At 68.3% G+C, this 26,431-nt stretch carries 19 protein-coding genes; 9 read left to right on the forward strand and 10 right to left on the reverse strand.

What is annotated here, in order from left to right; genetic code table 11:
- Positions 1 to 21: 21 nt before the first annotated feature.
- Positions 22 to 981, reverse strand: coding sequence for a glutathione synthase (gene gshB / locus QMO14_RS00545; RefSeq protein ID WP_301503656.1), 960 nt, complete (start codon positions 979 to 981; stop codon positions 22 to 24).
- Positions 982 to 1,255: 274 nt separating this feature from the next.
- Here gshB and QMO14_RS00550 point away from each other — a divergent pair, with 274 nt between their 5' ends.
- Positions 1,256 to 1,684, forward strand: coding sequence for a nuclear transport factor 2 family protein (locus QMO14_RS00550; protein WP_301503657.1), 429 nt, complete (start codon positions 1,256 to 1,258; stop codon positions 1,682 to 1,684).
- Between the two features lie 10 nt (positions 1,685 to 1,694).
- Entirely contained in the window at positions 1,695 to 2,618 is a 924-nt protein-coding gene (locus QMO14_RS00555) for a polysaccharide deacetylase family protein (RefSeq protein WP_301503658.1), read from the forward strand.
- A 13-nt stretch (positions 2,619 to 2,631) separates the two neighbouring features.
- Here the strand turns inward: QMO14_RS00555 and QMO14_RS00560 are convergent, their stop codons facing one another.
- The 6 genes from QMO14_RS00560 to leuS all read right to left on the reverse strand — a co-directional run bounded on the left by QMO14_RS00560 (position 2,632) and on the right by leuS (position 11,783).
- On the reverse strand, positions 2,632 to 4,500 hold the full coding sequence (locus tag QMO14_RS00560) for a potassium transporter Kup (RefSeq protein WP_301503659.1): 1,869 nt from the start codon (positions 4,498 to 4,500) through the stop codon (positions 2,632 to 2,634).
- Between the two features lie 180 nt (positions 4,501 to 4,680).
- Complete coding sequence (gshA, locus tag QMO14_RS00565) at positions 4,681 to 6,015, reverse strand: glutamate--cysteine ligase (RefSeq protein ID WP_301503660.1); 1,335 nt, start codon at positions 6,013 to 6,015, stop codon at positions 4,681 to 4,683.
- 102 nt (positions 6,016 to 6,117) lie between these two features.
- On the reverse strand, positions 6,118 to 7,419 hold the full coding sequence (locus tag QMO14_RS00570) for a glutamate-5-semialdehyde dehydrogenase (RefSeq protein ID WP_301503661.1): 1,302 nt from the start codon (positions 7,417 to 7,419) through the stop codon (positions 6,118 to 6,120).
- An 80-nt stretch (positions 7,420 to 7,499) separates the two neighbouring features.
- Entirely contained in the window at positions 7,500 to 8,573 is a 1,074-nt protein-coding gene (holA, locus tag QMO14_RS00575; protein ID WP_301503662.1) for a DNA polymerase III subunit delta, read from the reverse strand.
- A 22-nt stretch (positions 8,574 to 8,595) separates the two neighbouring features.
- Positions 8,596 to 9,117 (reverse strand): LPS assembly lipoprotein LptE, encoded by a 522-nt coding sequence (gene lptE / locus QMO14_RS00580; RefSeq protein WP_301503663.1) that lies wholly within the window; start codon positions 9,115 to 9,117, stop codon positions 8,596 to 8,598.
- Between the two features lie 35 nt (positions 9,118 to 9,152).
- Positions 9,153 to 11,783: a leucine--tRNA ligase gene (leuS, locus tag QMO14_RS00585; protein WP_301503664.1), complete on the reverse strand. Its 2,631-nt coding sequence runs from the start codon at positions 11,781 to 11,783 to the stop codon at positions 9,153 to 9,155.
- Positions 11,784 to 11,987: 204 nt separating this feature from the next.
- On the opposite strand from leuS, the gene QMO14_RS00590 reads away from it, so the two are divergent.
- Entirely contained in the window at positions 11,988 to 12,962 is a 975-nt protein-coding gene (locus QMO14_RS00590) for a tripartite tricarboxylate transporter substrate binding protein (protein ID WP_301503665.1), read from the forward strand.
- A 93-nt stretch (positions 12,963 to 13,055) separates the two neighbouring features.
- Positions 13,056 to 14,159 (forward strand): NAD/NADP-dependent octopine/nopaline dehydrogenase family protein, encoded by a 1,104-nt coding sequence (locus tag QMO14_RS00595; protein ID WP_301503666.1) that lies wholly within the window; start codon positions 13,056 to 13,058, stop codon positions 14,157 to 14,159.
- On the opposite strand, the gene QMO14_RS00600 is transcribed toward QMO14_RS00595, so the two are convergent.
- From QMO14_RS00600 to QMO14_RS00610, 3 genes are read right to left on the reverse strand one after another with little or no spacing between them, the layout of a single operon-like run.
- Positions 14,154 to 14,759 carry a peroxidase-related enzyme gene (locus QMO14_RS00600; RefSeq protein WP_301503667.1) on the reverse strand — a complete coding sequence of 202 codons (606 nt, stop codon included), beginning with the start codon at positions 14,757 to 14,759 and terminating at the stop codon, positions 14,154 to 14,156. The two genes, QMO14_RS00595 and QMO14_RS00600, sit on opposite strands and share 6 nt — an antisense overlap.
- On the reverse strand, positions 14,756 to 15,268 hold the full coding sequence (locus QMO14_RS00605; protein WP_301503668.1) for a CMD domain-containing protein: 513 nt from the start codon (positions 15,266 to 15,268) through the stop codon (positions 14,756 to 14,758). The genes QMO14_RS00600 and QMO14_RS00605 overlap by 4 nt, the downstream gene beginning before the upstream one ends.
- Before the next feature lie 14 nt (positions 15,269 to 15,282).
- Complete coding sequence (locus QMO14_RS00610) at positions 15,283 to 16,755, reverse strand: NAD(P)-binding domain-containing protein (RefSeq protein ID WP_301503669.1); 1,473 nt, start codon at positions 16,753 to 16,755, stop codon at positions 15,283 to 15,285.
- 141 nt (positions 16,756 to 16,896) lie between these two features.
- On the opposite strand from QMO14_RS00610, the gene QMO14_RS00615 reads away from it, so the two are divergent.
- The 5 genes from QMO14_RS00615 to glgA all read left to right on the forward strand — a co-directional run bounded on the left by QMO14_RS00615 (position 16,897) and on the right by glgA (position 26,424).
- Complete coding sequence (locus QMO14_RS00615) at positions 16,897 to 18,576, forward strand: alpha-amylase family glycosyl hydrolase (protein ID WP_301503670.1); 1,680 nt, start codon at positions 16,897 to 16,899, stop codon at positions 18,574 to 18,576.
- Between the two features lie 11 nt (positions 18,577 to 18,587).
- Positions 18,588 to 20,762: a 1,4-alpha-glucan branching protein GlgB gene (gene glgB, locus QMO14_RS00620; protein ID WP_301503671.1), complete on the forward strand. Its 2,175-nt coding sequence runs from the start codon at positions 18,588 to 18,590 to the stop codon at positions 20,760 to 20,762.
- A gap of 700 nt (positions 20,763 to 21,462) precedes the next feature.
- Positions 21,463 to 23,544 (forward strand): glycogen debranching protein GlgX, encoded by a 2,082-nt coding sequence (gene glgX, locus QMO14_RS00625; protein ID WP_301503672.1) that lies wholly within the window; start codon positions 21,463 to 21,465, stop codon positions 23,542 to 23,544.
- Between the two features lie 92 nt (positions 23,545 to 23,636).
- Positions 23,637 to 24,950, forward strand: a complete 1,314-nt coding sequence (gene glgC, locus QMO14_RS00630) for a glucose-1-phosphate adenylyltransferase (protein WP_301503673.1) — start codon at positions 23,637 to 23,639, stop codon at positions 24,948 to 24,950.
- 10 nt (positions 24,951 to 24,960) lie between these two features.
- Entirely contained in the window at positions 24,961 to 26,424 is a 1,464-nt protein-coding gene (gene glgA, locus QMO14_RS00635; RefSeq protein ID WP_301503674.1) for a glycogen synthase GlgA, read from the forward strand.
- Positions 26,425 to 26,431: the final 7 nt, after the last annotated feature.

Raw genomic sequence — 26,431 nt, forward strand, 5'->3', positions numbered from 1 at the left:
CCCGGGCCGCCAGGCCGGCGGTCAGCGGCCCTGCGCGCGCAGGGTCGCTTCGAGCGCGTCGATGAACATCGCCGGCACGTCGAAGCCGGTCTGTTCGGTGATCTCCTGGAAGCAGGTCGGACTGGTCACGTTGATCTCCGTCACCGAGTCGCCGATCACGTCGAGCCCGATCAGCAGCAACCCGCGCGGCGCGAGCACGCGGCCGATGGTCTCGGCGATCTCGCGGTTGCGCGGCGTGAGCGGCTGGGCCACGCCCTTGCCACCGGCCGCCAGGTTGCCGCGCACCTCGGTGCCTTGGGGAATGCGCGCCAGCACGAAGGGTGCGGGCTCGCCCGCGATGATGAGGATGCGCTTGTCACCCTGAGAGACCTCCGGCACGAAGCGCTGCACCATGATGGTCTCGGCGCCGTCCTTGTTGAGCGTCTCGACGATGGAGCCCAGGTTCAGCGCGTCCTGCTTCACGCGGAAGATGCCCATGCCGCCCATGCCGTCGAGCGGCTTGAGGATGATGTCGCCGTGCTCCGCGTGGAAGTCGCGCACCGCCTGCGCGCTGCGCGTCACCAGCGTGGGCGTGACGAACTGCGGAAACTCCATGATCGCGAGCTTCTCGGGGTGGTCGCGCAGCGCGCGCGGCTTGTTGATCACCTGGGCCCCCTCGCGCTCGGCCTGCTCCAGCAGGTGCGTGGCGTAGATGTATTCAGCGTCGAAGGGCGGGTCCTTGCGCATCAGCACGGCGTCGAAATCCTTCAGCGCCTTGGCTTCGGTGATGTCGACGCTGTACCAGTCCTTCGCGTCGCCGGTCAGCGTGATCTGCTGAACCGTGGCCGTGACCACGCCGCCCGACTTCCACTGGATGTCCTGCGGCAGGCAGGCCGCGATGCGGTAACCGCGGCGCTGCGCCTCGCGCATCATCGAAAAGGTCGTGTCCTTGTAGATCTTGAAGTGATCGAGCGGATCGGCGACGAAGAGGATGTTTTTCATCAGGCGTTCTTTCTTGCGTTGCCGGGGCGCGGCGGCCATTGGCGTTGGCATTGCGTTGGTACGGGGCGCGATGTTGCCGGAAGCGGCGATGTCCTTGCCGGTGGGGGCCTTTTCTCTTCAGCCCGCAGCAGCCGGTCTGGCCCGCCCAGCGTGCGTCGGGGGATTGTGCCGGGAGCCTGCGGTCACTGGATGGTTAACAATTTCGTCTAATTAAAGTCAACCATCCGGCACGGGAATTGCGTGTCTCCATCTCCGACAACTCCCGGAGAACCTCGTGGACACAACCATCTCGCAGGGCGACCCCGCGCCCGATCCCGCCGCCGTGGTCGACGAATTCCTGCGCCTGGTGATGATTCCGGACCCGCAGTCGGCCTCGCGGTTCACCGCGCCCGACATCCGCATCCGCTTCACCGGCAACCGCCCGATGCACGCGCCTGCCGACACCTCGGCTTTCAACGCCAGGCGCTATGCCTGGGTGAAGAAGAAGATCGAGCGCACCGAAACGGTGGCCGGCGGTACGCCCGAGGAAACGGTGGTCTACAGCCTGGGCACGCTCTACGGCGCGTGGCCGGACGGCACGGCCTTCGAGGGCAACCGCTATGTCGACCGCTACGTGGTGCGGCGCGGCCTGATCGTGCAGATGGACGTCTGGAACGACAGCGCCGAATGGCTGCTGGTGCGCGCCGGCCTCGCCGTGCTGTGAGGCCGCCGGCATGAGCACGCGCTGGCCCGACCGGCTCCCCACGCACGACCGCTTCGACTACCGGCCCATCACGCGGCGTCCCGATTACGCGTGGCCGAACGGCGCGCGGCTGGCGGTGTACATCGGCTTCAACGTCGAGCATTTCGCCTTCGGCGACGGGCTGGGCGCGTGCATCGGCCCGGCCTCGCCGCAGCCCGACGTGCTCAATCACGGCTGGCGCGAGTACGGCAACCGTGTCGGCGCGTGGCGTTGCCTGGAACTGTTCGACGCGCTCGCGCTGCCCACCGGGGCGCTCGTCAACACCGCGCTGTACGACCACTGCCCCGAGCTGGTCCAGGCGCTGGTGGCGCGCGGCGACGAACTGATCGGCCACGGCCACAGCAATGCCGAACGCCAGGGCGTGCTCGACGAGGCGCACGAGCGCGCCCTGCTGCAGCGCTGCCGCGAGCGCATGCTGCGCGAAAGCGGGCAGGCGCCAGCGGGTTGGCTGTCGCCGTGGATCTCCGAAAGCGCCCTCACGCCCGACCTGCTCGCCGAGACCGGCTACGACTACACGCTCAACTGGTGCCACGACGACCAACCACTGCGCATGCGCACGCGCGGCGGCGGCTCGCTGTGGTCGGTGCCGTACCCGCAGGAGCTCAACGACATCCCGATGATCGTCGGCCGCCTGATGGACGCGAAGGATTTCAGCGCCATGGTGGTCGACAACTTCGAGGAAATGCTCGATCAGTCGCGCGCGCAGCCGCTGGTGATGGGGCTGGCGCTGCATCCGTACATCGTGGGGCAGCCCTACCGGCTGAGGCACCTGCGCACCGCGCTGACCCGGCTGGCGCAGGCGCGCGACCGGGGCGAGATCTGGTTCACCACGCCGGGCGCTATCGCTGCGCATGTGGCGGGGCTGGAGAAGGAGCGGCCGGGGGAGTTCGGCTGAGCCGCGCCCGGGCTCAGATCTCGATCTTCGACCCCAGCTCCACCACCGCGTTGTTCGGCAGCCCCAGGAAGGCCGCCGCGCCGCTCGCGTTGTGGTGCATCTGCGCGAACAGCTTCTCGCGCCACGGCGCCATGCCGCTGCCCAGCGTGGGAATGACGACGTCGCGCGACAGGAAGTAGCTGGTCGTCATCTGCTCGAGCTGGCAGCCGCGCATGCGTGCGTTCTCGAGCGCGCGCGGCAGGTCGATGTCGTTCTTGAAGCCGTAGTGGACGATGATCTGCCAGCAGTGGTGGCCCAGCGGCTCGATCTCGATGCGCTTGTCCATCGGGATCCACGGTACCTCGTGGTTGCGCACGGTGACGAACATGTTCTGCTCGTGCAGCACCTTGTTGTGCTTGAGGTTGTGCAGCAGCGCGTTGGGCACCACACCCGGCTCGGCCGTGAGGAACACCGCGGTGCCATCGACGCGCACGGGCGGGCTCACGAACACCGAGTCGAGGAAGGACTTCAGGTCGATGGCGTCGGCATGCTGCGCCTCGCCCATCAGGCGGCGGCCCTCCTTCCAGGTGATCATCAGCATGAAGACGAAGCCGCCGATCAGCAGCGGGAACCAGCCGCCCTCGAAGAGCTTGAGCAGGTTCGACGCGAAGAACAGGAAGTCGACCACGAAGAAGACCGCCGTCGATGCGATGCACAGCGCCAGGGGAAGCTTCCATGCATAACGGATCACGAAGAAGGTCAGCACCGTGGTGATCAGCATGTCGGTGGTCACGGCGATGCCGTAGGCCGCGGCCAGGCTGCTCGACGAGCGGAACATGACCACCGCCAGCACGATGGCCACGAACAGGCCCCAGTTGACCAGCGGGATGTAGATCTGGCCCGCCGTGCGCACGCTGGTGTGCTCAATGTTCAGGCGCGGCAGGTAGCCCAGCTGGATCACCTGGCGCGTGACGCTGAAGGCGCCGGTGATGAGGGCCTGCGACGCGATCACGGTGGCGGCCGTGGCCAGCAGCACCAGCGGAATGAGCGCCCACTCGGGCGCCATCATGAAGAAGGGGTTCTTCACCGCCTCCGGGTTCTCCAGCAGCAGCGCGCCCTGGCCGAAGTAGTTGAGCGTGAGCGCCGGCATCACCACCGAGAACCACGCGATGCGGATCGGGCTCTTGCCGAAGTGGCCGAGGTCGGCGTACAGGGCCTCGGCCCCGGTCACGCACAGCACGGTCGCGCCCAGCAGGATGAAGCTGGTGCCCGGGTTGTCCCACATGAACTTCAGCGCATAGAACGGATTCAGCGCCTTCAGGATCTCGGGGTGGTGCAGGATCTGCGACACGCCGAGCACCGCGATCGCGATGAACCAGGTCAGCGTGACCGGCCCGAAGAACTTGCCGATGCCCGCCGTGCCGCGCTTCTGCACCACGAAGAGGCAGAACAGCACGACCAGCGTTAGCGGAATGACGTAGTGCGTGAAGTGCGGCGACACCACCTCCAGGCCCTCGACCGCCGAGAGCACCGAGATGGCGGGGGTGATGACCCCGTCGCCGTAGAAGAGCGAAGTGCCGAAGATGCCGACCACCAGCAGCAAGTGGCGCAGCCTGGGCTTGTCGTGCACGGCGCGCGACGCCAGGGCCAGCATGGCGACCAGGCCGCCCTCGCCTTCGTTGTCGGCCCGCAGCACGAGCACGACGTACTTGATGGAGACGATGACGGTGAGCGTCCAGAAGAACATCGACAGGATGCCGTAGACGTTCTCGACGGTGAAAGGCACGTGGCCGTGGCCGAACACTTCCTTGACGGCGTACAGCACGCTGGTGCCGATGTCGCCATAGACGACGCCGATGGCGCCGACGATCAGGCCGGCTGAGAGATTTTTGGGGGCTGACACGAAGTCGATGGGAAAAAGGACAGGCTGCTGATATCGACGCGTCAGACACGCCGGGCACGAAAGGGGCGAACTTTAGTACACCCCAGTCACCCTCCCGCCCTTTTGTTTCCGTTGCTGTGGGGCCGCTATTTTGCCGCCGCTTGCGCCCGGTGCAAGCCGAGGCAAGCAGCCCCCGGCCAATCACTCGTAGATTTCAGCGTCCGGATCGGTCGCTTCCATCTCGTAGCTGGCAGCCACCATGGCCAGCCGGCCGACCACGCCATACATGTAGAAGCGGTTGGGCGCACTGGCGCCAGGCTTGGCGCCCGGCTGCGGCAAGTGCGCACTTTCAGAGAAGGCCAGGGGCACGAAGCTCGCACCCGGCAGCTTCAGGTTCTCGTCGGCGGCGCGCTCGGCGTGCACCCGGTAGAAGCCGCCGACCACGTAGCGGTCCATCATGTAGACCACCGGTTCGGCCACGCCGTTGTGCACGCGCTCGTTCGTAAGCACGCCTTCCTGGACGATCAGCTCCGTAGGCTCGCGCAGGTCGCGGCCGGCGCCGTTCTTAGATGCCGGGGCACTTGCAGTGGCACTGCCGCCGCGCGACTTGCCAATCAGCGCTTCCACGTCCTTGGCATCGCGCACCGTCACCACGCCGGGGCTGGGGCTGCCGCTTCCGCTGTGGCCGCCCTTGACGACCACGAAGGGCTTTTCGTTGATGCCGTATTCCTTGTACTTGCGGCGCACCTTGGTCAGCACCGCGTCGACGTGACTGGTGAGCACATCGATGCCGCGGCCCTCGGCCACGTCCACGCCCTCGGCGCGCGCATAGATCGGATTGATGAGCCACGGATCGATGCCCAGCAGCTTGCCGAAGCGCTTGGACAGCTCTTCATAGCTGTGCAGATGGTTGCTCTTGCGCCGCACCGACCACCCCGCGTGCAGCGGAGGCAGCAGGTACTGCTCGTGCAAATCCTCGAGGATGCCGGGAGTTCCCGCAGAAAGCTCATTGTTTAGGAGAATTGTGCACGGATCGAAGTTCTTGAGCCCCAGGCGCCGCTTGCTGCGCACCACCGGCTCCAGAGTCACGGTCTCGCCGTTGGGCAGTTCGATCTTCTTGGGCGACTTGATGGCCGGATCGATCGACCCGATGCGCACGTTGAGCCCCGCCATGTGGAAGATGCGCACAAGTTGCGCGACGTTGGCGAGGTAAAAGGTGTTCTTGGAATGATTTTCCGGAATGACGAGCAGGTTGCGCGCCTCCGGACAGATCTTCTCGATGGCCGCCTGCGCGGCCTGCACCGCCAGCGGCAGCATCTCCTTGGTGAGATTGTTCCAGCCCCCCGGGAACAGGTTGGTGTCGACCGGGGCCAGCTTGAAGCCGGCGTTGCGGATGTCGACGGCGCTGTAGAACGGCGGCGTGTGCTCCATCCACTCGAGCCGGAACCAGCGCTCGATGGCGGGCATCGAGTCGAGCACACGCTGCTCCAGTTCGTTGATCGGGCCGGTCAGGGCGGTGACTAGATGCGGAACCATGCAGCGGCCTTGTTGGTTTTGTGCTTAAAGGTGGAGTGGAATTGTAGGATTTGGGGCTGGTCGCCCCAATGACAAGACCGCGCGCGGACGCATCGGACCGGATCAGGTCCGGACTTCGCCCTGCCCCAGCACCACGTACTTGAGCGAGGTCAGTCCTTCGATGCCCACCGGGCCGCGCGCATGGAACTTGTCGGTGCTGATGCCGATTTCGGCACCCAGCCCGAATTCGAAGCCATCCGCGAAGCGTGTGCTCGCATTGACCATCACGCTGGCCGAATCGACCTCGCGCAGGAAGCGCTGCGCATGCACGTGGTCGCGCGTGACGATGGCGTCGGTGTGGTGGCTCGAGTAGCGGTTGATGTGGGCGATGGCCTCGTCCACGCCGGCCACCACCTTGATGCTGATGACCGCGGCGAGGTATTCCTCGGACCAGTCGGACTCGACCGCATCGACGATCTTCGCCGCCGGACTGGCCGCACCCAGCGCCTCGCTCTCGCGCAGGATGGCCGCTGCCGCCGGGTCGCACCGCATTTCCACGCCCTTGGCCGCGAAGATGGCGGCTATCTCGGGCAGGAAGTCTTCAGCGACCGAAGCCGACACCAGCAGGCCTTCGGCGGCATTGCAGGGGCTGTATTTCTGGGTCTTGGCGTTGTCGACGATGCGCAGCGCCATCTCGAACTCCGCCGTGTCGTCCACGTAGACATGGCAGTTGCCGTCCAGGTGCTTGATGACCGGCACCTTGGCGTCGCGGCTGATGCGCTCGATCAGGCCCTTGCCGCCGCGCGGAATGATCACGTCGACGAACTCCGGCATGGCGATCAGCTGGCCGACGGCCTCGCGGTCGGTGGTCTGCACCAGCTGCACCGCCTCGACCGGCAGGCCGGCCTCGCCGAGCGCCTCGGACACCAGCACCGCCAGCGCCTTGTTCGAGTCGATGGCCTCCGAGCCGCCGCGCAGGATGGCTGCGTTGCCGCTCTTGATGGCCAGGCTCGCGGCCTCGATGGTCACGTTGGGCCGGCTCTCGTAGATCATGCCGAACACGCCGATCGGCACGCGCATCTGCCCCACGCGGATGCCGCTGGGCTGCTGCTTCATGCCGATGATCTCGCCGATCACGTCGGCCATGCCGGCGAGCTGCTCGCAACCCTGGGCGACGGTCTCGATGACCTTGGGCGTGAGCTTCAGGCGGTCGACCATCGGTGCCGAGAGGCCGGCGGCCGTGGCGCGTTCCAGGTCTTTCTGGTTGGCCACGGCGAGCGCCGGACCGGCTTCGCGCAGGCGGCGCGCCAGTGCTTTCAGGGCCTTGTTCTTGCTGGCCGCATCGGCACGGGCCATGAGGAATGCGGCGGTCTTGGCTTGCAGACCCAGGGTCTGCATGTGTTCGCTTACGTTGAACGCGTTCATCGGGCTATTTTCCCATGCCGATCCGTGGCCCGGCCGGCGCGGGCCTTTTGGCGGCTGGAGCCGTCAGCAGTCCGGTCGGGTCAGGCGCGCCGAGGGGCGCCGCCCGCGCTGCCGCAGGCGCGGCACAGCATCAGCGCCAGCCGCTGCAGCGCCTGCCAGCCGCTGGCGGGCCAGTCGGGCTGCTTCAAGCCCTTGACGATGCCGTCCACCATATGCGCGGCGCGCAGCAGGCGAGCCAGCATGCGGTCGTCCAGGCGCGGCAGCACGCGCTCGAAGGCGCGCTCGCGCGGGCCCCAGATACGGTTCTCGCGCAGCGCCATCGGCAGCGGTCGGCCGGCGGCCATGGCGTCCTTCACGCGCTTGAGGGCGCGGATGTCCTCGGCGATCGCGTAGTGCACCAGTACTTCGGCCTCGCCCTCGGCCTGCAGCCCGTCGAGCATGCGCGCCACGCGCTGCGGATTGCCGGCCAGCACCGCCTCGGAGAGCTTGAACACGTCGTAGCGCGCCACGTTGTTGACCGCGCCTTCCACCTGCTCCCAGCTCAGCTCGCCCGCCGGATGCAGCAGCGCGAGCTTCTGGATCTCCTGGTGCGCGGCCAGCAGGTTGCCTTCCACGCGGTCGGCGAAGAACTGCAGCGTGCGCTGGCCTTCGTCGCCGGGCATCACGCGCTGGCCCTGCTGGCCGAGGCGCTGCGCGATCCACTGCGGCAGCGCGTTGCGCTCGATGGGGTCGACCTGGATGCTCGCACCGTTGTTCTCCAGCGCCGAGAACCAGGCGCCGGTGCGCGTGGCCTTGTCCAGCCGCGGCAGCATCACCAGCGTGAGCGTGCTGTCGTTGCCCGGTGCGGACTCGGCCAGCTGCTGCAGGGCCGTGCTGCCGTCCTTGCCGGGCTTGCCCGATGGAATGCGGATCTCGACGATCTGCTTGTCGGCGAACAGCGAGAGCGAGCCGCCGGCCGCGAGCACCGCGCTCCAGTCGAAGTGCGCGCCGGCCACGGTGTAAGAGCTGCGCTCGGTGTAGCCCTGCGCGCGCGCGGCGGTGCGGATGGCGTCGGCCGCCTCCTGCGCGAGCAGCGGCTCGTCGCCATGGATCGTGTAGAGCGGCTTCAGGCCCTTCTGCAGATGGGCCGCTAGCTGGGCGCTGGCAAGTTGCATGAAAGCGAAGGAGGAGCCGCGCTCAGATCTGCTTGACCGCCGCCAGCCGGCGCATGAGCTGCTGCGCGATGTCCGACTGCATATCGCGGAACAGCAGGTCGGCTTCGCCTTCCTTGGCCAGGGCGTTGGTCTCGTTGAAGCTCAGGTCGCGCGTCTGCGAGACGTCGCCGGCCGTCAGCAGGTCCTTGCCGGCCGGCGTGCGCAGCCGGAAGCGCACCTTCAGCTGTAGCTGCAGCTCGCGCACGAGGCCCGCCGAGTTGGTCGAGATCACGATGCGGTTGCGGTCCTCGCCCAGTACCTCCAGGATGACGTCCGCCTTGGACGCATCCTCCGGCGGCAGCACGGTCACGGTGCCCGTGGCCCGCAGCTCGCGCCGGATCTGGTTGATCATGGCCGAGTTGCCCGACACCGACAGCGACTTGAACGCGAAGACGGGCGCCTCGCGCAGCTTGAAGCCGCAGCCGGCCAGGCCCAGCGAGACGCCAGCCGCCGCCAGCCCGAGGAGGAGGCCGCGGCGCGGCGGCGAGACATTGCGAGTGTTCATGCTTGCTTGGTTGATTGAGCCGTTCGTCCGGCGTTTCAGATGACCACGTTGACCAGGCGGCCCGGCACCACGATCACCCGTTTGGCCGGCGCGCCCTCGGCGAAGGCGGCGAAGTCGTCGCAGGCCAGCGCGAGCTTCTCGATCTCGTCCTTCGAGGCGCCGGCCGGCACGCTGAGCTTGCCGCGCAGCTTGCCGTTGACCTGCAGCATGAGCTCGATCTCGTCCTGCACCAGCGCGCCCGCGTCGACCGTGGGCCAGGGCGCGTCGAGCAGGCCGCCCAGGTCCTTGTCGTAGCCGAGCTCGTTCCAAAGCTGCTGGGCGATGTGCGGCGTGGCCGGATAGAGGCAGCGCAGCAGGATGCCGAAGCCCTCGCGCAGCGCGGCGGCGTCGCCCGCGCTGCCGTCGGGCTTGAAGCCTTCCAGCGCGTTGAGCAGCTTCATCGCGCCCGACACCACCGTGTTGTATTGCATGCGCTGGTAGTCGTAGTCGACCTGGCGCAGCACGGTATGCACCTCGCGGCGCAGCGCCTGGGCGTTCTTGCCGAAGGTCTGGCCGGCGAGTGCGACGGGCGCCACGTCGGCCTGCGCCACGCCGAAATTCCACACGCGGCGCAGGAAGCGGTAGCTGCCCTCGACGGCCGCGTCGTTCCACTCGAGCGTGGCCTCGGGCGGCGCGGTGAACATGGTGTACAGGCGGGCGGTATCGGCGCCGTACTTCTCGATCAGGTCCTGCGGGTCGACGCCGTTGCGCTCGCTCTTGCCCATCTTGCCGACGCCGCCGTACTCGACCTTCGTGCCGTCGGCCATGGTGCCGCCGACGATGCGGCCCTGCGCGTCGAGCACGGGCGTGACTTCGGAAGGCGGGAAGTAGTCCTTGCCACCCTTCTCGTTGCGCGAGTAGAAGATGTGGTTGAGCACCATCCCCTGCGTCAGCAGCTTGCTGAAGGGCTCGTCGGCCTTCAGCAGGCCGAGGTCGCGCATCACCTTGGTCCAGAAGCGCGCATACAGCAGGTGAAGAATCGCGTGCTCGATGCCGCCGATGTACTGGTCCATCGGCATCCAGTAGTCGGCGCCACCGGCCACCATGGCTTCGTCGTTCTTCGGGTCGCAGTAGCGCATGAAGTACCACGACGAGTCGACGAAGGTGTCCATGGTGTCGGTCTCGCGCCGCGCGGGCTTGCCGCAGACGGGGCAGACCACGCCGGCATGGAAGCCCTCGTGCTTGTGCAGCGGGTTGCCCGAGCCGTCCGGCACGCAGTCGGTCGGAAGCACCACGGGCAGGTCTTTTTCGGGGACCGGCACCGCGCCGTGTTCTTCGCAATGGATGATCGGGATCGGCGTGCCCCAGTAGCGCTGGCGGCTCACGCCCCAGTCGCGCAGGCGCCAGGTGGTCTGCAGTTCGCCCAAGCCCTTCTGGCCCAGTGCATGCGCCACGGCGGCCACGGCCTCCTTGTAGCTCATGCCGCTGAAGTTGTCGGAGTTGATGGTCACGCCGCGCTGCTTGTCGGCGTACCAGTCCTGCCACTTGTGATAGTCGAAATGCGGCTCGTCGTCGACCAGCACCACCTGGATGATCTCGATGCCGTACTTGTTGGCGAAGGCGAAGTCGCGCTCGTCATGCGCGGGCACGCCCATCACGGCACCGTCGCCGTAGCCGATCAGCACGTAGTTGCCGACCCACACGGGCACCTGCTCCTCGGTGATCGGGTGCCTCACCGTGAGGCCGGTGGGCACGCCCTTCTTCTCCTGCGTGGCCAGCTCGGCCTCGGTGGTGCCACCGCTCTTGCATTCCTCGATGAAGGCAGCGACCTTGGGGTCGAGCGTGGCGGCGTGGGCGGCCAGCGGATGCTCGGGCGCCACGGCGCAGAAGGTCACGCCCATGATGGTGTCGGCGCGCGTGGTGAACACGTACATGCGGCCGTCCTGGATCAGCTTGCCGTCGGCGCCCTTGATGTCGTGCGTGAAGGCGAAGCGAACGCCCTCGCTCTTGCCGATCCAGTTTTCCTGCATCAGCTTGACGCGCTCGGGCCAGCCCGGCAGCTTGTGCTGGGTGTGTTCGAGCAGTTCCTCGGCGTAGTCGCTGATCTTCAGGTAGTAGCCCGGAATCTCGCGGCGCTCGACCGTGGCGCCGGTGCGCCAGCCCTTGCCGTCGATCACCTGCTCGTTGGCCAGCACGGTCTGGTCGACCGGGTCCCAGTTCACGACCTGGGTCTTGCGGTAGGCAATGCCCTTTTCGAGCATCTTCAGGAACAGCCACTGGTTCCACTTGTAGTAGCTCGGGTCGCAAGTGGCGATCTCGCGGCTCCAGTCGATGGCCAGGCCCATGGCCTGGAGCTGGCCCTTCATGTAGGCGATGTTCTCGTAGGTCCACCTGGCCGGCGGCACGCCGTTCTTCAGCGCCGCGTTCTCGGCCGGCAGGCCGAAGGCGTCCCAGCCCATGGGCATCAGCACGTTGTAGCCGCTCATGCGCAGGTAGCGCGTGAGCATGTCGTTGATCGTGTAGTTGCGCACGTGGCCCATGTGCAGTTTGCCGCTGGGGTACGGCAGCATCGAGCAGGCGTAGTACTTCTTGCGGCTCGCGTCCTCGGTGACGCGGTAGGCATCGGCGGCGCTCCATTGCGCCTGGGCAGCGGACTCGACGTCGCTGGGTTTGTAGCTGGGATTCATGGCGGTTCGGCAAGAGCCCGGCTCGGAAGCGGCCGGGAACGCGGGATTATCGCGCCGGACTAGACTCGCCCCCAGGCTGCGCGCACTTCGTGTCGCTTCGCCAACCCCCTTCCGGGGGCAACACCCGCGGCCCGGCGAAGCCGGTTCCGCGGTGTTTCGCGAAAAATGCATGCCCCCGTTACACGCCGCGGACTAAAACACACCATGAAACTGCGCCTGAAACACCTCGCCCTGGCCTTCGCCGCCGTCGCCAGCCTCGCCGCCCTGCCACTGCGAGCGCAGCAGAACGACAAGCCCCTGCGCATCGTCGTGCCCTTCGCCACCGGCGGCGCACAGGACGTCATCGCCCGCTACCTGGGCGCCAAGCTCACCGACAGGCTCGGCCAGCCGGTCATCATCGACAACAAGGCCGGCGCCGGTGGCATCGTGGCCGCCGACGCGGTGGCCAAGGCGACCGACGGGGCCACCGTGCTCCTGGCCACCGGCGGCGCGGTCACCATCGCCCCCCACCTGCAGGCCAAGCTCCCCTACGACCCGGTCCACGAGCTGGTACCGGTGGCCCTGGTGGCCGACACCCCCATGACGCTCTCGGTACGCGCCGAAAGCCCCTACAGGACGGTGGCCGACGTGCTGCGCGACGCCAAGGCCAGGCCCGGCCAGGTCACCTACGCCTCCACCGGCAACGGCACCGTCTCGCACCTGACCGGTGCGCTGCTGGCGCAGGCCGGCGGCGTGAACCTGCTGCACGTGCCCTACCGGGGCGCCGCGCCGGCCCTCACCGACCTGCTCGGCGGGCAGGTGGCGACCATCGTGACCAGCGTGGCCTCGATCGAGCCCATGGTCGCCAGCGGCAAGGCCCGCGTGCTGGGCACCTTCTCGCGCGCGGCCCTGCCCAGCATGGGCTCGGCCCCGACCATCGGCGAGGCCACCGGCCTGCCGGGCATGGAAGTGCCGGTCTGGGTCGGCGTGATGGCGCCGGCGCGCATGCCGGCGGCGAGCGTCGAGAAGCTATCGACCGCGCTGGTCGAGGTGTGCAACCTGCCGGAGACGAAGCAGCGCTTTGCCCAGCTGGGCGCGGTCAACACCTGCGGCGGCCCGGCGGCACTGGGCAAGGTGGTCACGGAAGACAGCCAGCGCTGGGCCAAGGTCATCAAGCAGGGCGGAATCAAGGTTGACTGAATTGGTTCTCCCCCAGGCTTCGCGCACTTCGTGTCGCTTCGCCATCCCCCTCGCCGGGGGCAACACCGGTGGCCCGGCGGAGCCGGTTCCACGGTGTTCCCGAATGGGGATGCGCCTGTGACGGTCGCGGCGAAGCGGTATCGCGTCGGCATTGCCGGGGCCGGGGCGATCGCTCTGGCCAGCGCGGCGTGGCTGCGGCGGGCGGGCCATGGCGTCACCGTGTGGTCGCCGGGTGGCCGGGGGGCGGAGGCGCTGCGCACGCAGCCGCTGGAGGCTAGCGGCATCGAGTCGTTCTCGGTGAGCGTCGAGGTCGCCGACGACGCGGCCGGGCTCTGCGCGGCCTCCGACCTGCTGCTGATCACCCTTCCCGTCAACGGCCACAGGCGCGTGATGGACGCGCTGCTGCCCTTCCTGCGCGACGGCCAGACGGTGATCGTCAGCTCGATGGCCTCGCTGTCCTCGCTCTACCTGCACGAGGCCGCGGTGCGCGCGGGCTTGCAGCAGCTCACAGTCGCCAGCTTCGGCACCACGGTGCTGACCGCGCGCCGCGAGTCCGGCACGCAGGTCCGCGTGATGACGCGGCGCAAGGCGGTCGGCGTCTCCGCCCTGCCCGCCGGCCGGATCGACGAGGCCCTCGCGCTGTGCGCCGATCTCTTCGGCGAAGGCTTCTCCGCCCAGGGCAGCGCGCTCGCCAGCGCCCTGGCCAACGTCAACCCGCAGTCGCACGGGCCGCTCACGGTCTTCAACTGGACGCGCATCGAGCGCGCCGAGAACTGGCCGCAGTACCACTGCATGACACCCGGCGTGTCGCGCGCGATCGAGGCGCTCGATGCGGAGCGCCGCGCCGTGGCGGCCGCCTTCGGCATCGAGGTCGGCCCCATCGAGGCGCACTTCGCGCGCTCCTTCGGAACCACCTCCGAGAAGCTCGCCGACATCGCCGCCGAACTGCACGCCAAGCGCGGCGGTCCGCCCGGCCCCACGCAGACGGACACGCGCTATGTGAGCGAAGACATGCCCTACGGCCTGGCCTTCGTCGAGGCGCTGGGCGCCATCGCGGGCGTGCCGACACCCGCGACCCGCACCATCGTGGACGCGGCATCGCTGGTCAACAGCATCGACTACCGCCGCGAGAACGACCTGGTCGGGCCACTGGGCCTGGCGGACGAAACCGTCGCCGGCCTGCTCTCCCGCCTATGAAGCGTCGGAGGTGTCGGCTTCGGGGAACACCGGTTCCCCGAGGTTGAGCATCAGCCGGTTGGCCCAGGCGAAGATGGCGACCGAGTGGATCAGGTCGAGGATTTCCAGCTCGCCCAGCCCCACGTCCTTGAGCTTGCGAACATCGTCGGCCGTGACCTTGTCGGGCTCGGCGCCCAGGCGGATCGAGAAATCGACGATCGCCTTCTCGCGTTCCGTGGTACCGGCGCCCGCGGGCTCCTCGAACACCTGCGAGATCACGTCGTTGCGCCTGGCCAGCTGCTCGAAGCGCTGGGCATGCACCGAGGCGCAGTACACGCAGCCGTTGACGCGCGATTCCACCGTGGCGCCCAGCTCGCGCTCGGCGCGCGGCATGCCGCCCGGCGCGAACATGATCGCGTTGAAGGCAATGGAGCGCTGCAGAAGAATCTCGGGCTGGTGCGCCAGCACCAGGAAGTAGGGCGAGGTGCGCGCCTGCGGGCTCATCTCGTCCAGCGCCGCCAGTTGCTCGGGCGTGGCGGTGTCGACGTCCACCGTGTCCAGCCACGGCTTCCACTTGAGCACTTCGTTGGTGAAGCCCTTGATGCGGATCGGAGCGCTCATGCCGACACCTCCGTGGCGGCGGCCAGCGCCCTCAGCCCCGCGGCGACGCGGATCTGGTATGAGAGGAAGGCGATCAACTGGCTCATCGCCACGATGGCTGGGGTCGACAGGCCGCTCGCGGCCAGCGACTGAACGGCAGCCTTGTCGCCCTCGATGGGGCGCTCGATCAGCTTGCCGGTGAAGGCCAGCATGGCCTGCAGGCGGGCGTCGGCGACGGGCTTGCCGGCATCCACCGCCGCGACCACGGCGGCGTCGGCTCCTTCGGCCACGAGCCGGTCGCGGTAGTGCACCGCCAGGCTGTCGGCCTTCGACACGCGGCAGGCATGCAGCGCCACCAGCAGCCGCTCGGTCACCGAGATGCCCTCGACGGAAGGGGAAAACATCGCGTCGTAGCTGCCCTGCGTCGCGGCGAGCACCTTTTCGCGCTGGCGGCGCAGCGCCCAGTTGGGTTGGTCCGGCGTCAGGGGGACGACGGCGTCGATCACATCGGAAACGGGTGTGCTTGTCATGGTTCGGTTTCTTCTCAGTTTCTTTCTTTGGGCGGCAGCGCAGGGGTCCATTCGTCGCCGAAAAGCTCCGGCTCGGCGAACTCCTGGAGGTAGGCCCAGTGCTGGTCGAAGTCCTCGCGGTAGAACAGGCTGGCGATGCCACTGGCCAGCCGCCTGGCGCCGTCGCTGATGGCCGGAATGTCGCCCGACACCGTGCCGTGCGAGAGCGCCGCCGGGTAGCAGAAGCAATGGATGCGTGCGAGCCCCGGGCACTCGCCGGGCGCGCGCTCCTTGAACTCGAAGGCCGGGCCGAGGTCGGGCGAGTCGGCCAGTTCCTGGTCTTCGTCGCCGGGGGCAGGCGTGAAGCGGTCCTTCCAGGTGCGCACGTGGGGTGCAATGGCGGCGAACTCGGGGCGGGCGGGCCAGTCGACCTTGAAGCCGGTCGAGACGATCAGGAAGTCGAATTCGAAATCGCCTTTGGGCGTCGACACCACCATCGAGTCGCCCTTCGGCTCGACCGACAGCACCGGGCAGCCGAAGTTGAAGAACGCATTGGCGTGGCGCGACACCCGCAGCGTGCTGCCGTGCGGCGGCGGTACGTTCAGCACGTTGATGTAGTGGCGGATGCGCCACTTGAGCTCGTCCGGCAGGTCGTAGTGCCCCTGCGTGAGCCCCGGCACGCCCGCGCCCTTGCCCTTGTTGACGCGCGGCAGGTCGGTGCGGCGGATCAGCAGTTCGACGCTGTGCGCGCCGGCTTCCAGCGCGGTGGCGGCGCTGTCCATGGCCGAGGAACCCGCGCCGATCACGCCCACGCGCAGGCCCTTGAGCTTGCCGTAATCCATCTCGTCGGAGGAATGCGCCCACTTCGAACGCGGCAGGGCGTTCACGAAGGCCGGCACGGCCGGGCCGCCGAGGCCGTCGCGCCCGGTGGCCAGCACCAGGCGGCGCGCCAGCACGCTGCTGCGTTCGCCTTCGGGCGAGCGCAGGTCGAGGCGCACGCCGGTGGCGTCGGGCAGGGGGCGGATGGCCGTCACCGCCATGCCGTTGCGCACGTCCACGCCCATCACGCGGCGGTACCAGACGAGGTAGTCCATCCACTGCAGGCGCGGAATCTTGTCCATCGCAGCCCAGGCTTCCAGCCCGAACTGGGCCTCGAACCACGCTCGGAAGGTCAGCGCGGGCAGGCCCAGCGCGGGGCCGGTGAGTTCCTTGGGCGAGCGCAGCGTCTCCATGCGGGCCGTGGTGGCCCACGGGCCCTCGCTGCCGGCGGGCGAGCGGTCGAACACCACGGCGCGGATGCCCAGCTGCGCCAGCGCCACCGAGGCGGCCAGCCCGGCCTGTCCGCCGCCGATGATGGCCACGTCGATCATGGCTTCGCCATCGGCGGCCTGCCGCGGCGGCATCCAGTTGCGGGCGGGCCAGCCGAGGTAGGAGAGGTCCTGGGCGAGCCGGGCCTCGAGCGCGGCCAGGGAGGAAGAGGGGGAAACGGGATCTGCTGGAATCGTCATGTTGAAAACCGGGAACGGCGCCCAGTGTAGAAAGCTTCACGGTCCTTCGCGCCGTGAACCACTGCCCGGCACCGCCCCGCAAGCCCGTATCACTGGCCCGGAATTCGCATGCCACAATGATTTCAGACCACAGGGACCGGCATGGCCAGCAGCAAAACCGACGGCAGCGACAGCGAATGGTGGCGCGGCGCGGTGATCTACCAGATCTACCCGCGCAGCTTCATGGACAGCGACGGCGACGGCATCGGCGACCTGCCGGGCATCACGTCCCGGCTGGAGCACGTGGCCAGCCTCGGCGTCGACGCCATCTGGGTCTCCCCTTTCTTCCGCTCGCCGATGAAGGACTTCGGTTACGACGTGTCCGACTACCGCGCGGTCGATCCGCTCTTCGGCACACTGGCCGACTTCGACGCCATGCTGGCGCGGATGCACGAGCTGGGCCTGAAGCTCATCATCGACCAGGTGCTCTCGCACACCTCCGACCGGCACGCCTGGTTCGCCGAAAGCCGGTCTTCGCGCGACAACCCCAAGGCCGACTGGTACGTGTGGGCCGACCCGAAGCCCGACGGCACACCGCCGAACAATTGGCTGTCGGTGTTCGGCGGCCCGGCCTGGCAATGGGACTCTCGGCGGCGCCAGTACTACCTGCACAGCTTCCTGTCCGAGCAGCCCGACCTGAACTTCCACTGCGCCGAAGTGCAGGAGGCGCTGCTGGGCGAGGTTCGCTTCTGGTGCGAGCGCGGCGTCGACGGTTTCCGATTCGACGCCTGCAACCACCAGTTCCACGACGCGCTGCTGCGCGACAACCCGCCGGCCACGCCGGCTTCCATCGGCGAGGTCAGCACGGTGCGCGCCGACAACCCGTACGCGATGCAGCAGCACCTGTACGACAAGAGCCAGCACGAGAACCTGGCGTTCCTCGAAGGACTGCGCCGGCTGCTCGACGAGTACGGCGCGGTGGCGCTGGGCGAGGTCGGCGACGAGAACGCGCCGCCGGTCATGGCCCAGTACACCGAACTCGGCAAGCGCCTGCACCTGGCCTACAGCTTCAGCCTCCTGACGGCCGACCACAGCCCCGCGCACCTGCGCCACCAGGTCGAGGCGCTCGACAGCGCGCTCGCGCTCACCGGCGGCTGGGGCTGCTGGGCGGTGTCGAACCACGACGTCCCGCGCGTCGCGACCCGCTGGAGCGACGGCGGCGCGCCCGACACCCGCCGCGACCGGCTCTGGCTCGCGCTGCTGCTCTCGCTGCGCGGCAGCGCCAGCATCTACCAGGGCGAGGAACTGGGCCTGCCCGAGGCCGAGGTGCCCTTCGAACTGCTGCAGGACCCGTACGGCCGCGCCTTCTGGCCCGAGTTCAAGGGCCGCGACGGCTGCCGCACGCCGATGCCGTGGACCGGCGAGGCGCCCAACGGCGGCTTCACCACCGGTACGCCCTGGCTGCCGATGTATGGCCCGCACCTGCCGCTGGCCGTCGAGCGCCAGGACGCCGACCCCGGCTCGATGCTGGCCTTCAGCCGCGCCCTGCTGAGCTGGCGGCGCACCCAGCCGCTGCTGCGCACCGGCGGCATCCGTTTCGTCGATGCGCCGGAGCCCTTGCTGCACTTCGAGCGGCACGGCGACGGCGCTTCGTCGATGCAGGCGATCTTCAACTTCGGCTGCGAACCGGCATCGATGCCGCTGCCGCACGGCATTGCTCCTGTTGTCGGACAGCCGCTGGCGGAGACATCCGTCATCCACACCTCAGACGGAGAGCGCATGCTCCGGTTGGCGCCGTACGGCGTCTTCTTCGGCGTGCCTGCCGACGAAGAACGAAGCTGAGCCCCTCCTACATGCCCCTGAAGCCCCTCCCGGAGCCTGAAATCCACGCGCTGATGCGCGCCGAGCACGGCGACCCGTTCGCCGTGCTGGGTCCGCACGAGACGCCCGACGGGCTGGTCGTGCGCGCGCTGCTGCCCGGCGCCCAGCACGTGGCGGTGGTGCATTCGCGCACCGGCTGGCCGCTGTCGATACTCACGCGCCATCCCGAGTCCGACCTGTTCAGCGGACTCGTTCCGGCCGCCGAGGCGCGCATGGGCTACTCCTTCCAGGTCGACTGGGACACTCACACCTCGCGGCTGGAAGACCCCTACCGCTTTCCGTTCGTGCTCGGCGAAACCGACGTGTGGCTGCTGGCCGAGGGCACGCATCTGCGGCCATGGGAGCGGCTGGGCGCGCACCTGCGCGAGATCGACGGCGTGAAGGGCGTGGCCTTCGCGGTCTGGGCGCCGAATGCAAGGCGCGTATCGGTGGTCGGCAGCTTCAACAACTGGGACGGCCGGCGCCACATGATGCGGCTGCGCCGCGAATGCGGCGTGTGGGAGATCTTCGCGCCGCACGTGTCCGTGGGCGACAGCTACGAGTTCGAGATCCTGTCCGCGCAGGGCGAGGTGCTGCGCAAGGCCGACCCCTTCGCCTTCTCCGCGCAGCTGCGCCCCGACACCGCCTGCGTGGTGCAGCCCCTGCCCGCGCCGGTGAAGATGCCCGAAGGCCGCGCCGCCGCCAACGGCCGCGACGCGCCCATCAGCATCTATGAAGTGCACCTGGGCTCGTGGCGCCGCAAGAACGACGGTCACGAGTGGCTGGACTACCGCGAGCTCGCCGACACGCTGGTGCCGTACGCGCGCGACATGGGCTTCACGCACATCGAGCTGCTGCCCGTGAGCGAGCACCCCTTCGACGGCTCGTGGGGCTACCAGCCCATCGGCCTTTACGCGCCCACCTCCCGCTTCGGCACGCCGGGCGACTTCCGCCATTTCGTCGAGGCCGCGCACGCGGCGGGGCTGGGCGTGATCCTCGACTGGGTGCCCGCGCACTTCCCGACCGATGCCCACGGCCTGGGCCGCTTCGACGGCACAGCGCTGTATGAATACGCCGACCCGCGCGAAGGCTTCCACAACGACTGGCAGACGCTGATCTTCAACTACGCCCGCACGGAGGTCCGCAACTACCTCGTGGGCAATGCGCTGTACTGGCTGGAGCGCTACGGCGTGGACGGCCTGCGCGTGGACGCCGTGGCCTCCATGCTCTACCGCGACTACAGCCGCAAGTCGGGTGAGTGGATTCCCAATTCGCTCGGCGGACGCGAGAACCTGGAAGCCATCGAATTCCTTCGCCGCATGAACCGCGTGGTCGGCGTCGAGCGGCCCGGCGCGGTGACCATCGCCGAGGAGTCGACCAGCTTTCCCGGCGTGACCCGGCCGCCCGAGGACGGCGGGCTCGGCTTCCACTACAAGTGGAACATGGGGTGGATGAACGACACGCTGGCGTATGCCAGCACCGATCCGGTCTACCGCAAGCACCACCACCGGCAGATCACTTTTGGCCTGATGTACGCGCACAGCGAGAACTTCGTGCTGCCGCTTTCGCATGACGAAGTGGTGCATGGCAAGGGCTCGATGATCGGACGCATGCCCGGTGACGAGTGGCAGAAGTTCGCGGGCTTGCGCAACCTGTACGGGTACCTCTGGGCTTATCCGGGGAAGAAGCTGCTCTTCATGGGTGGGGAGTTTGCGCAGTACGCGGAGTGGAATGCGGATCGCAGCCTGGATTGGCATCTGCTGGAGCATGCGTCGCATCAGGGGGTGCGCAGGCTGGTGCGGGATCTGAACAACGTGTACCGCCACTTTCCTGCGCTGCATGAGCTCGACCATGAGGCGCAGGGGTTCGAGTGGGTTGTGCATGACGACTCGGATCAGTCGGTGTTTGCTTTTGTGCGGCGGGGGCGGGGTGGGGAGTTTGTTGTGGTGGTTTGCAACTTCACGCCTGTGCCTCGGGTTGGGTATCGGTTGGGGGTGCCTTGTGCTGGGTCCTATCGCGAAGTCATCAATACGGATGGTTTGGTTTATGGGGGGAGTGGCGTGGGGAACGGGGTGGTGGAGAGTTCGCCTGTGCCCTGGCATGAGAAGTCGGATTCGATTTCGATTGACTTGCCTCCTTTGGGGACCTTGATGTGGGTGCTGGTTTGATCTTTGGATTGGGCTGCTTTCCGGGGCCGGGTCTCGGCCCGGCGGCCGACCTACTTTTCTTTGCTTCGCCAAAGAAACGTAGGCAAAAGAAAGGCGACCCTACTGTCTGCGTCCCTTCGCTTCGCTACGGGCAACCTGCGGTGCTCGACGTAGGAGGGGGTCCGCAGAACTCGCTTCGCTCAAACAGCTGCGGCCCTGATCCCTCCTACGTCTGCGCTCCTCGGCGCAGCCAGAAGGGATCGATCCGCGCCATCGCTGCGCTCGGCTTTTTTGAACAGCCTGAACTGGCCTTCGCTTCGCTCGGCCGGGGATTCAAGGCCAGAACCAATTCCGACGACACCAACAGCGCACGCAACCCCAACACCCCCTCCGCCCCATTCCAAGCACGGCAGGCGCGAAGCGCCTGCCGTGCCTTGGTGGCCGAGCGAAGCAAAGGCCCGAGCGTATACCCTCCCCTCTGGCTGCGCCGAGGAGCGCAGCGTTTCGCGGACAAGGGCTCGCAGCTGTTTGAGCGAAGCGAGTTCTGCGAGACCCCGCGAAACGCGAGCACCGCAGGTTGCCCCGTAGCGCAGCGAAGGGGTCGCAGACAGTGGGGTCGCCTTTCTTTTGCCTACTTTTCTTTGGCGAAGCAAAGAAAAGTAGGTCGGCCGCCGGGCCGAGACCCGGCCCCGGGAAGCACCCCCCACGAAGAGCAAACAAGATGCTGAGCCCAGGCAAGCCCTTCCCCTTGGGTGCCACGCCTTCCCAACAAGGCGTCAACTTCGCGCTGGCAGCCCCCTCCGCAGAAGCCGTAGACCTCTGCATCTTCGACTCCACAGGCAAAAACGAACAACAACGCCTCCGCCTGCCAGCAAGCACAGACGGCATCTGGCACGGCCACCTCCCCAGCGGCAAACCAGGCCTCGTCTACGCCTACCGAGTCCACGGCCCCTGGAACCCCAAAGCAGGCCAGCGCTTCAACCCGGCAAAGCTGCTGCTGGATCCCTACGCCCGCGAAATCGCAGGCACCTACGACGGCAGCGACCTCTTCCTCGGCCACGACCCGGCGAACCTGGACAAAAGAGACACCCGAGACAACGCAGCAGTCGCCCTCAAAGCCCGAGTCGCACCACCACCAGACCCTGCCCCTCCCGGCCACTCCCGCATCACAACAGGCGACCGCGTCCTCTACGAACTCCACGTCAAAGGCCAGACGAAACTCAACCCCGCAGTCCCCGCACCGCTGCGCGGCACCTACGCCGGCCTCGCCGAGCCCGCGGTGCTCGACCACCTCCAGCAGCTCGGCATCACCACCCTCAGCCTCATGCCCGTCCAGCACAGGGCCGACGAGCCCCGCCTGCTGCGCATGGGCCTGACCAACTACTGGGGCTACAACACCATCGGCTGGTTCGCCCCAGAAGCCCGCTACTGGAGCGGCCGCCCCGGCACCACGCCCGCCAGCGAGTTCCGCGCGATGGCCGACGCGATCCACGCGCGCGGCATGGAGCTGGTGATCGACGTGGTCTACAACCACAGCGCCGAGAGCGACGAGCTAGGCCCGACGCTTTCGATGCGCGGCATCGACAACGCGCTCTACTACCACCTGCGCGCCGACGACTGCTCCCTCTACGAGAACTGGGCCGGCACGGGCAACTGCCTGAACCTCGGCGAGCCGCGCGTGCTGCAGCTGGTGATGGACAGCCTGCGCTTCTGGGCCTGCGAGATGGGCGTCGACGGCTTCCGCTTCGATCTCGCGCCTGTGCTTGGGCGCGCCGACGCGCAGCGCGGCTTCGATGCGCGCGCGCCCTTCTTCGCGGCGATCGCGCAAGACCCGGTGCTTTCGCGCGCGCTGCTCATCGCCGAGCCCTGGGACATCGGCCCCGGCGGCTACCGGCTCGGCGAGTTCCCGCCCGGCTGGCTCGAATGGAACGACCGCTACCGCGACACGCAGCGCGGCTTCTGGCTTCGGCAGGGCCACGGCGACAAGGCCGGCCTTGGCGACTTCGCTCATCGCTTCGCGGCCTCCAGCACCCAGTTCGAGCACCATGGCCGCGCGCCGACGGCGAGCGTCAACTTCATCACCGCACACGACGGCTTCACGCTGCGCGACCTGGTGAGCTACGACGAGCGCCACAACCTCGCCAACGGCGAGAACAACCGCGACGGCCATGGCCACAACCTCAGCAACAACTGCGGTGTCGAGGGTCCGAGCGACGACCCCGCCGTGCTGGCCCTGCGCACCCGGCTGCAGCGCGCGCTGCTCGCCACGCTGATGCTGTCCCAGGGCACGCCGATGCTGCTGGCGGGCGACGAGCTCGGCCACAGCCAGAGGGGCAACAACAACGCCTATTGCCAGGACAACGACACCACCTGGCTCGCATGGATAGGCACCTCCGCCCCAGGCAGCGACGCGGCGCGCCTGAGCGCCTTCATCGCGCGCCTCGCCGCGCTGCGCCGCGAGGCCCCTGCCCTGCGCAGCACGCGCTGGTGGCCGGCCGAATCGCCCCCGGGCGCATCGCCGGGCATCCACTGGCTGCGCCCCGATGGCCAGCCGATGACGCCCACCGACTGGAACGGCACGGGCACGGCCCTTGCAATCCTCTTCGACCATGAAGAGGCTACGGAAAGCTCATGGCTGGTGATGGTGAACGCGGGCCCGCAAGCCGTGCCGTTCACGCTGCCCCCGGGCACGTGGCGCCTCTGCCTGAGCACCGATCCGGCGGCCGACCCGGGCGATGGCCCCGAGGCGCTGGAAGCCACGGTGCAAGTGCCTTTTTCGAGCATCGGGATTGCAAGAACGTAGGAGCCAGCCGTGCAGCGCGGTGCTAGGCTCGATGCAGAAACTCTGACGGCGTATTCCGGCCAGGCGAACGACCAACAAAACGGAGACTCAGGATGGACAACCTCACACCGCAAGCGCAGCTACCGCAACAGGAGCTGCAGGCCCATCAACTGGTGCGCCGCACCATCGCCCTGGTGCTGGCCGGCGGACGCGGCTCCCGCCTCAGGCAGCTGACCGACCGGCGTGCCAAGCCGGCCGTGTACTTCGGCGGCAAGTTCCGCATCATCGACTTCGCGCTGTCGAACTGCCTGAACTCGGGCATCCGGCGCATGGCGGTGGTCACGCAGTACAAGTCGCACTCGCTCATGCGCCACCTGCAGCGCGGCTGGAGCTTCCTTCGCGCGGAGCTCAACGAGATGGTCGACGTGCTGCCCGCGCAGCAGCGCGTGGGCGACGAGCACTGGTACCGCGGCACGGCCGACGCGGTGTTCCAGAACCTGGACATCATCCAGACCCGCTCCACCAAGCACGACTACGTGGTGGTGCTGGCCGGCGACCACATCTACAAGATGGACTACTCGCTGATGGTGAAGGACCACGCCGAGCACGGCCTGGGCTGCACGGTCGGCTGCATCGAGGTGCCGCGCATGGAGGCCACGGCCTTCGGCGTGATGGCCGTGGACGACGGCCGCCAGATCACCGACTTCCTCGAGAAGCCCGCCGATCCGCCCGCGATGCCCGGCAAGCCCGACATCGCGCTGGCGAGCATGGGCATCTACGTGTTCGACTCCGAGTACCTCTACCAGCTGCTGGAGGAAGACAGCGTCAACCCCGATTCGAGCCACGACTTCGGCAAGGACATCATTCCCCGCGCCGTGGCCCAGGGCCGCGCACTGGCCCACCCGTTCGGCATGTCGTGCGTCACGCGGGCCTCGCGCGGGCCCGAGGCCAAGACCTACTGGCGCGACGTGGGCACGATTGATGCATTCTGGGCAGCCAACCTCGACCTGGCCTCCATCACCCCGGAGCTCGACATCTATGACACGGACTGGCCCATCTGGACCTACCAGCGGCAGCTGCCGCCGGCCAAGTTCGTGCTCGACCGCAACGGCCAGCACGGCATGACGGTCAACACCATCGTCTCGGGCGGCTGCATCGTCTCGGGCTCCAAGGTCAGCAGCTCGGTGCTGTTCTCGGGCGTGCGCATCCACTCCTTCTGCGAAATCAACGAGGCCGTGCTGCTGCCCGACGTGGAGGTCGGCCGGGGCGCGAGGCTGAGCCGCGTGGTGATCGATCGCGCATGCGTCATACCGGAGGACATGGTGATCGGCGAAGATGCCGAGGCGGACGCCGCGCGCTTCGAGCGCACGGAAAGCGGCGTGGTGCTCGTCACGCGCGAGATGCTCAAACGCCTGGCTTCGGCCTGATCCACCCACGATGCGAATCCTCCAGGTCAGCGCCGAACTCTTCCCCCTCCTCAAGACCGGCGGCCTGGCGGACATCGCCGGCGCCCTGCCCCTGGCGCTCATGGCGGCCGGCCAGGACGCGCGCGTGCTGCTGCCGGGTTTCCCGGCCATCGTGGCCGGCGTGCGCGACCTCGCGCCCGTGGCCGGCTTCGACGCCCCCTGGGGCGAGCGCTTCAGGCTGCGGCTGGGGCACATCGACGGCGCACCGGGCATCCCGGCCTACGTGATCGACGCGCCGGCGCTCTACGACCGGCCCGGCAACCCCTACGAGGACACCTCGCGCCAGCCCTACGGCGACAACCACCGCCGCTTCGCGCTGCTCGGCTGGGCCGCAGCACGGCTGGCGCAGGGGCTGGACCCGGCATGGCAGCCCGAGGTCGTGCACGCGCACGACTGGCATGCCGCGCTCGCGCCGGCCTACCTGCACTTCGCACGGCAATCGGGCGCCCCGCACGTGGGCAGCGTCTTCACCGTGCACAACCTGGCCTACCAGGGCATCTTCGCGCCCTGGCACTTCACGGAGCTCGGCCTGCCGGGCGCCGCGTTCCAGATGAACGGGCTCGAATACCACGGACAGGTCTCGTTCATGAAGGGCGGCCTGTACTTCGCCGACCGGCTCACCACCGTGAGCCCGACCTATGCGCTCGAAATCCAGACGCCCGAGCAGGGCTGCGGGCTCGACGGCCTGCTGCGCCAGCGCAGCGCGGCGTTGAGCGGCATCCTCAACGCGGTCGACGACCAGGTCTGGAACCCGGCCGGCGACGCCGCGCTGGTGCAGGGCTATCACACGCCCGAAGGCCGCCACATGGCCGGCAAGGCGCGCTGCAAGTCGGTGCTGCAGCACCAGCTGGGGCTGGCCGAACGGCCGGATGCGCCGCTTTTCATCGTCGTGAGCCGGCTCACCGAGCAGAAGGGCCTGCACCTGGTGCTCGGCGGGCTCGACGCGATGCTCGCCCAGGGCGGCCAGCTCGCGCTGCTGGGCAGCGGCGAGGCCTGGCTGGAGGAAGGCTTCCGCCAGCGCGCGGCGGCCGCGCCGCAGTCGGTGGCCGTGACCATCGGCTACAACGAGACGCTGGCGCACCAGCTCTTCGGCGCCGGCGACGTGACGCTGGTGCCTTCGCTCTTCGAGCCCTGCGGCCTCACGCAGATGTATGGCCTCAAGTACGGCAGCCTGCCGCTGGTGCGCCGCGTCGGCGGGCTGGCCGACACGGTGGTCGACAGCTCGCTGGAAGACCTGGCCAGCGGCGAGGCCACCGGCTTCGTGTTCGACCGCTTCGAAGCCGCCGACTACGAACGCGCGCTGCGCCGCGCCTTCGCGCTCTACGAGCGCGCGCCCGACTGGCGCCGCGTGCGCGGCAACGCCATGCGCCGGCCGGCCGACTGGGCCACCGCCGCGGCGCAGTACATCGACGTGTACCGGCAAAGCATGAAATAACCACCTT

The sequence above is a fragment of the Variovorax sp. CAN15 genome, assembly GCF_030462475.1.
Classification (GTDB): Bacteria; Pseudomonadota; Gammaproteobacteria; order Burkholderiales; family Burkholderiaceae_C; genus Variovorax.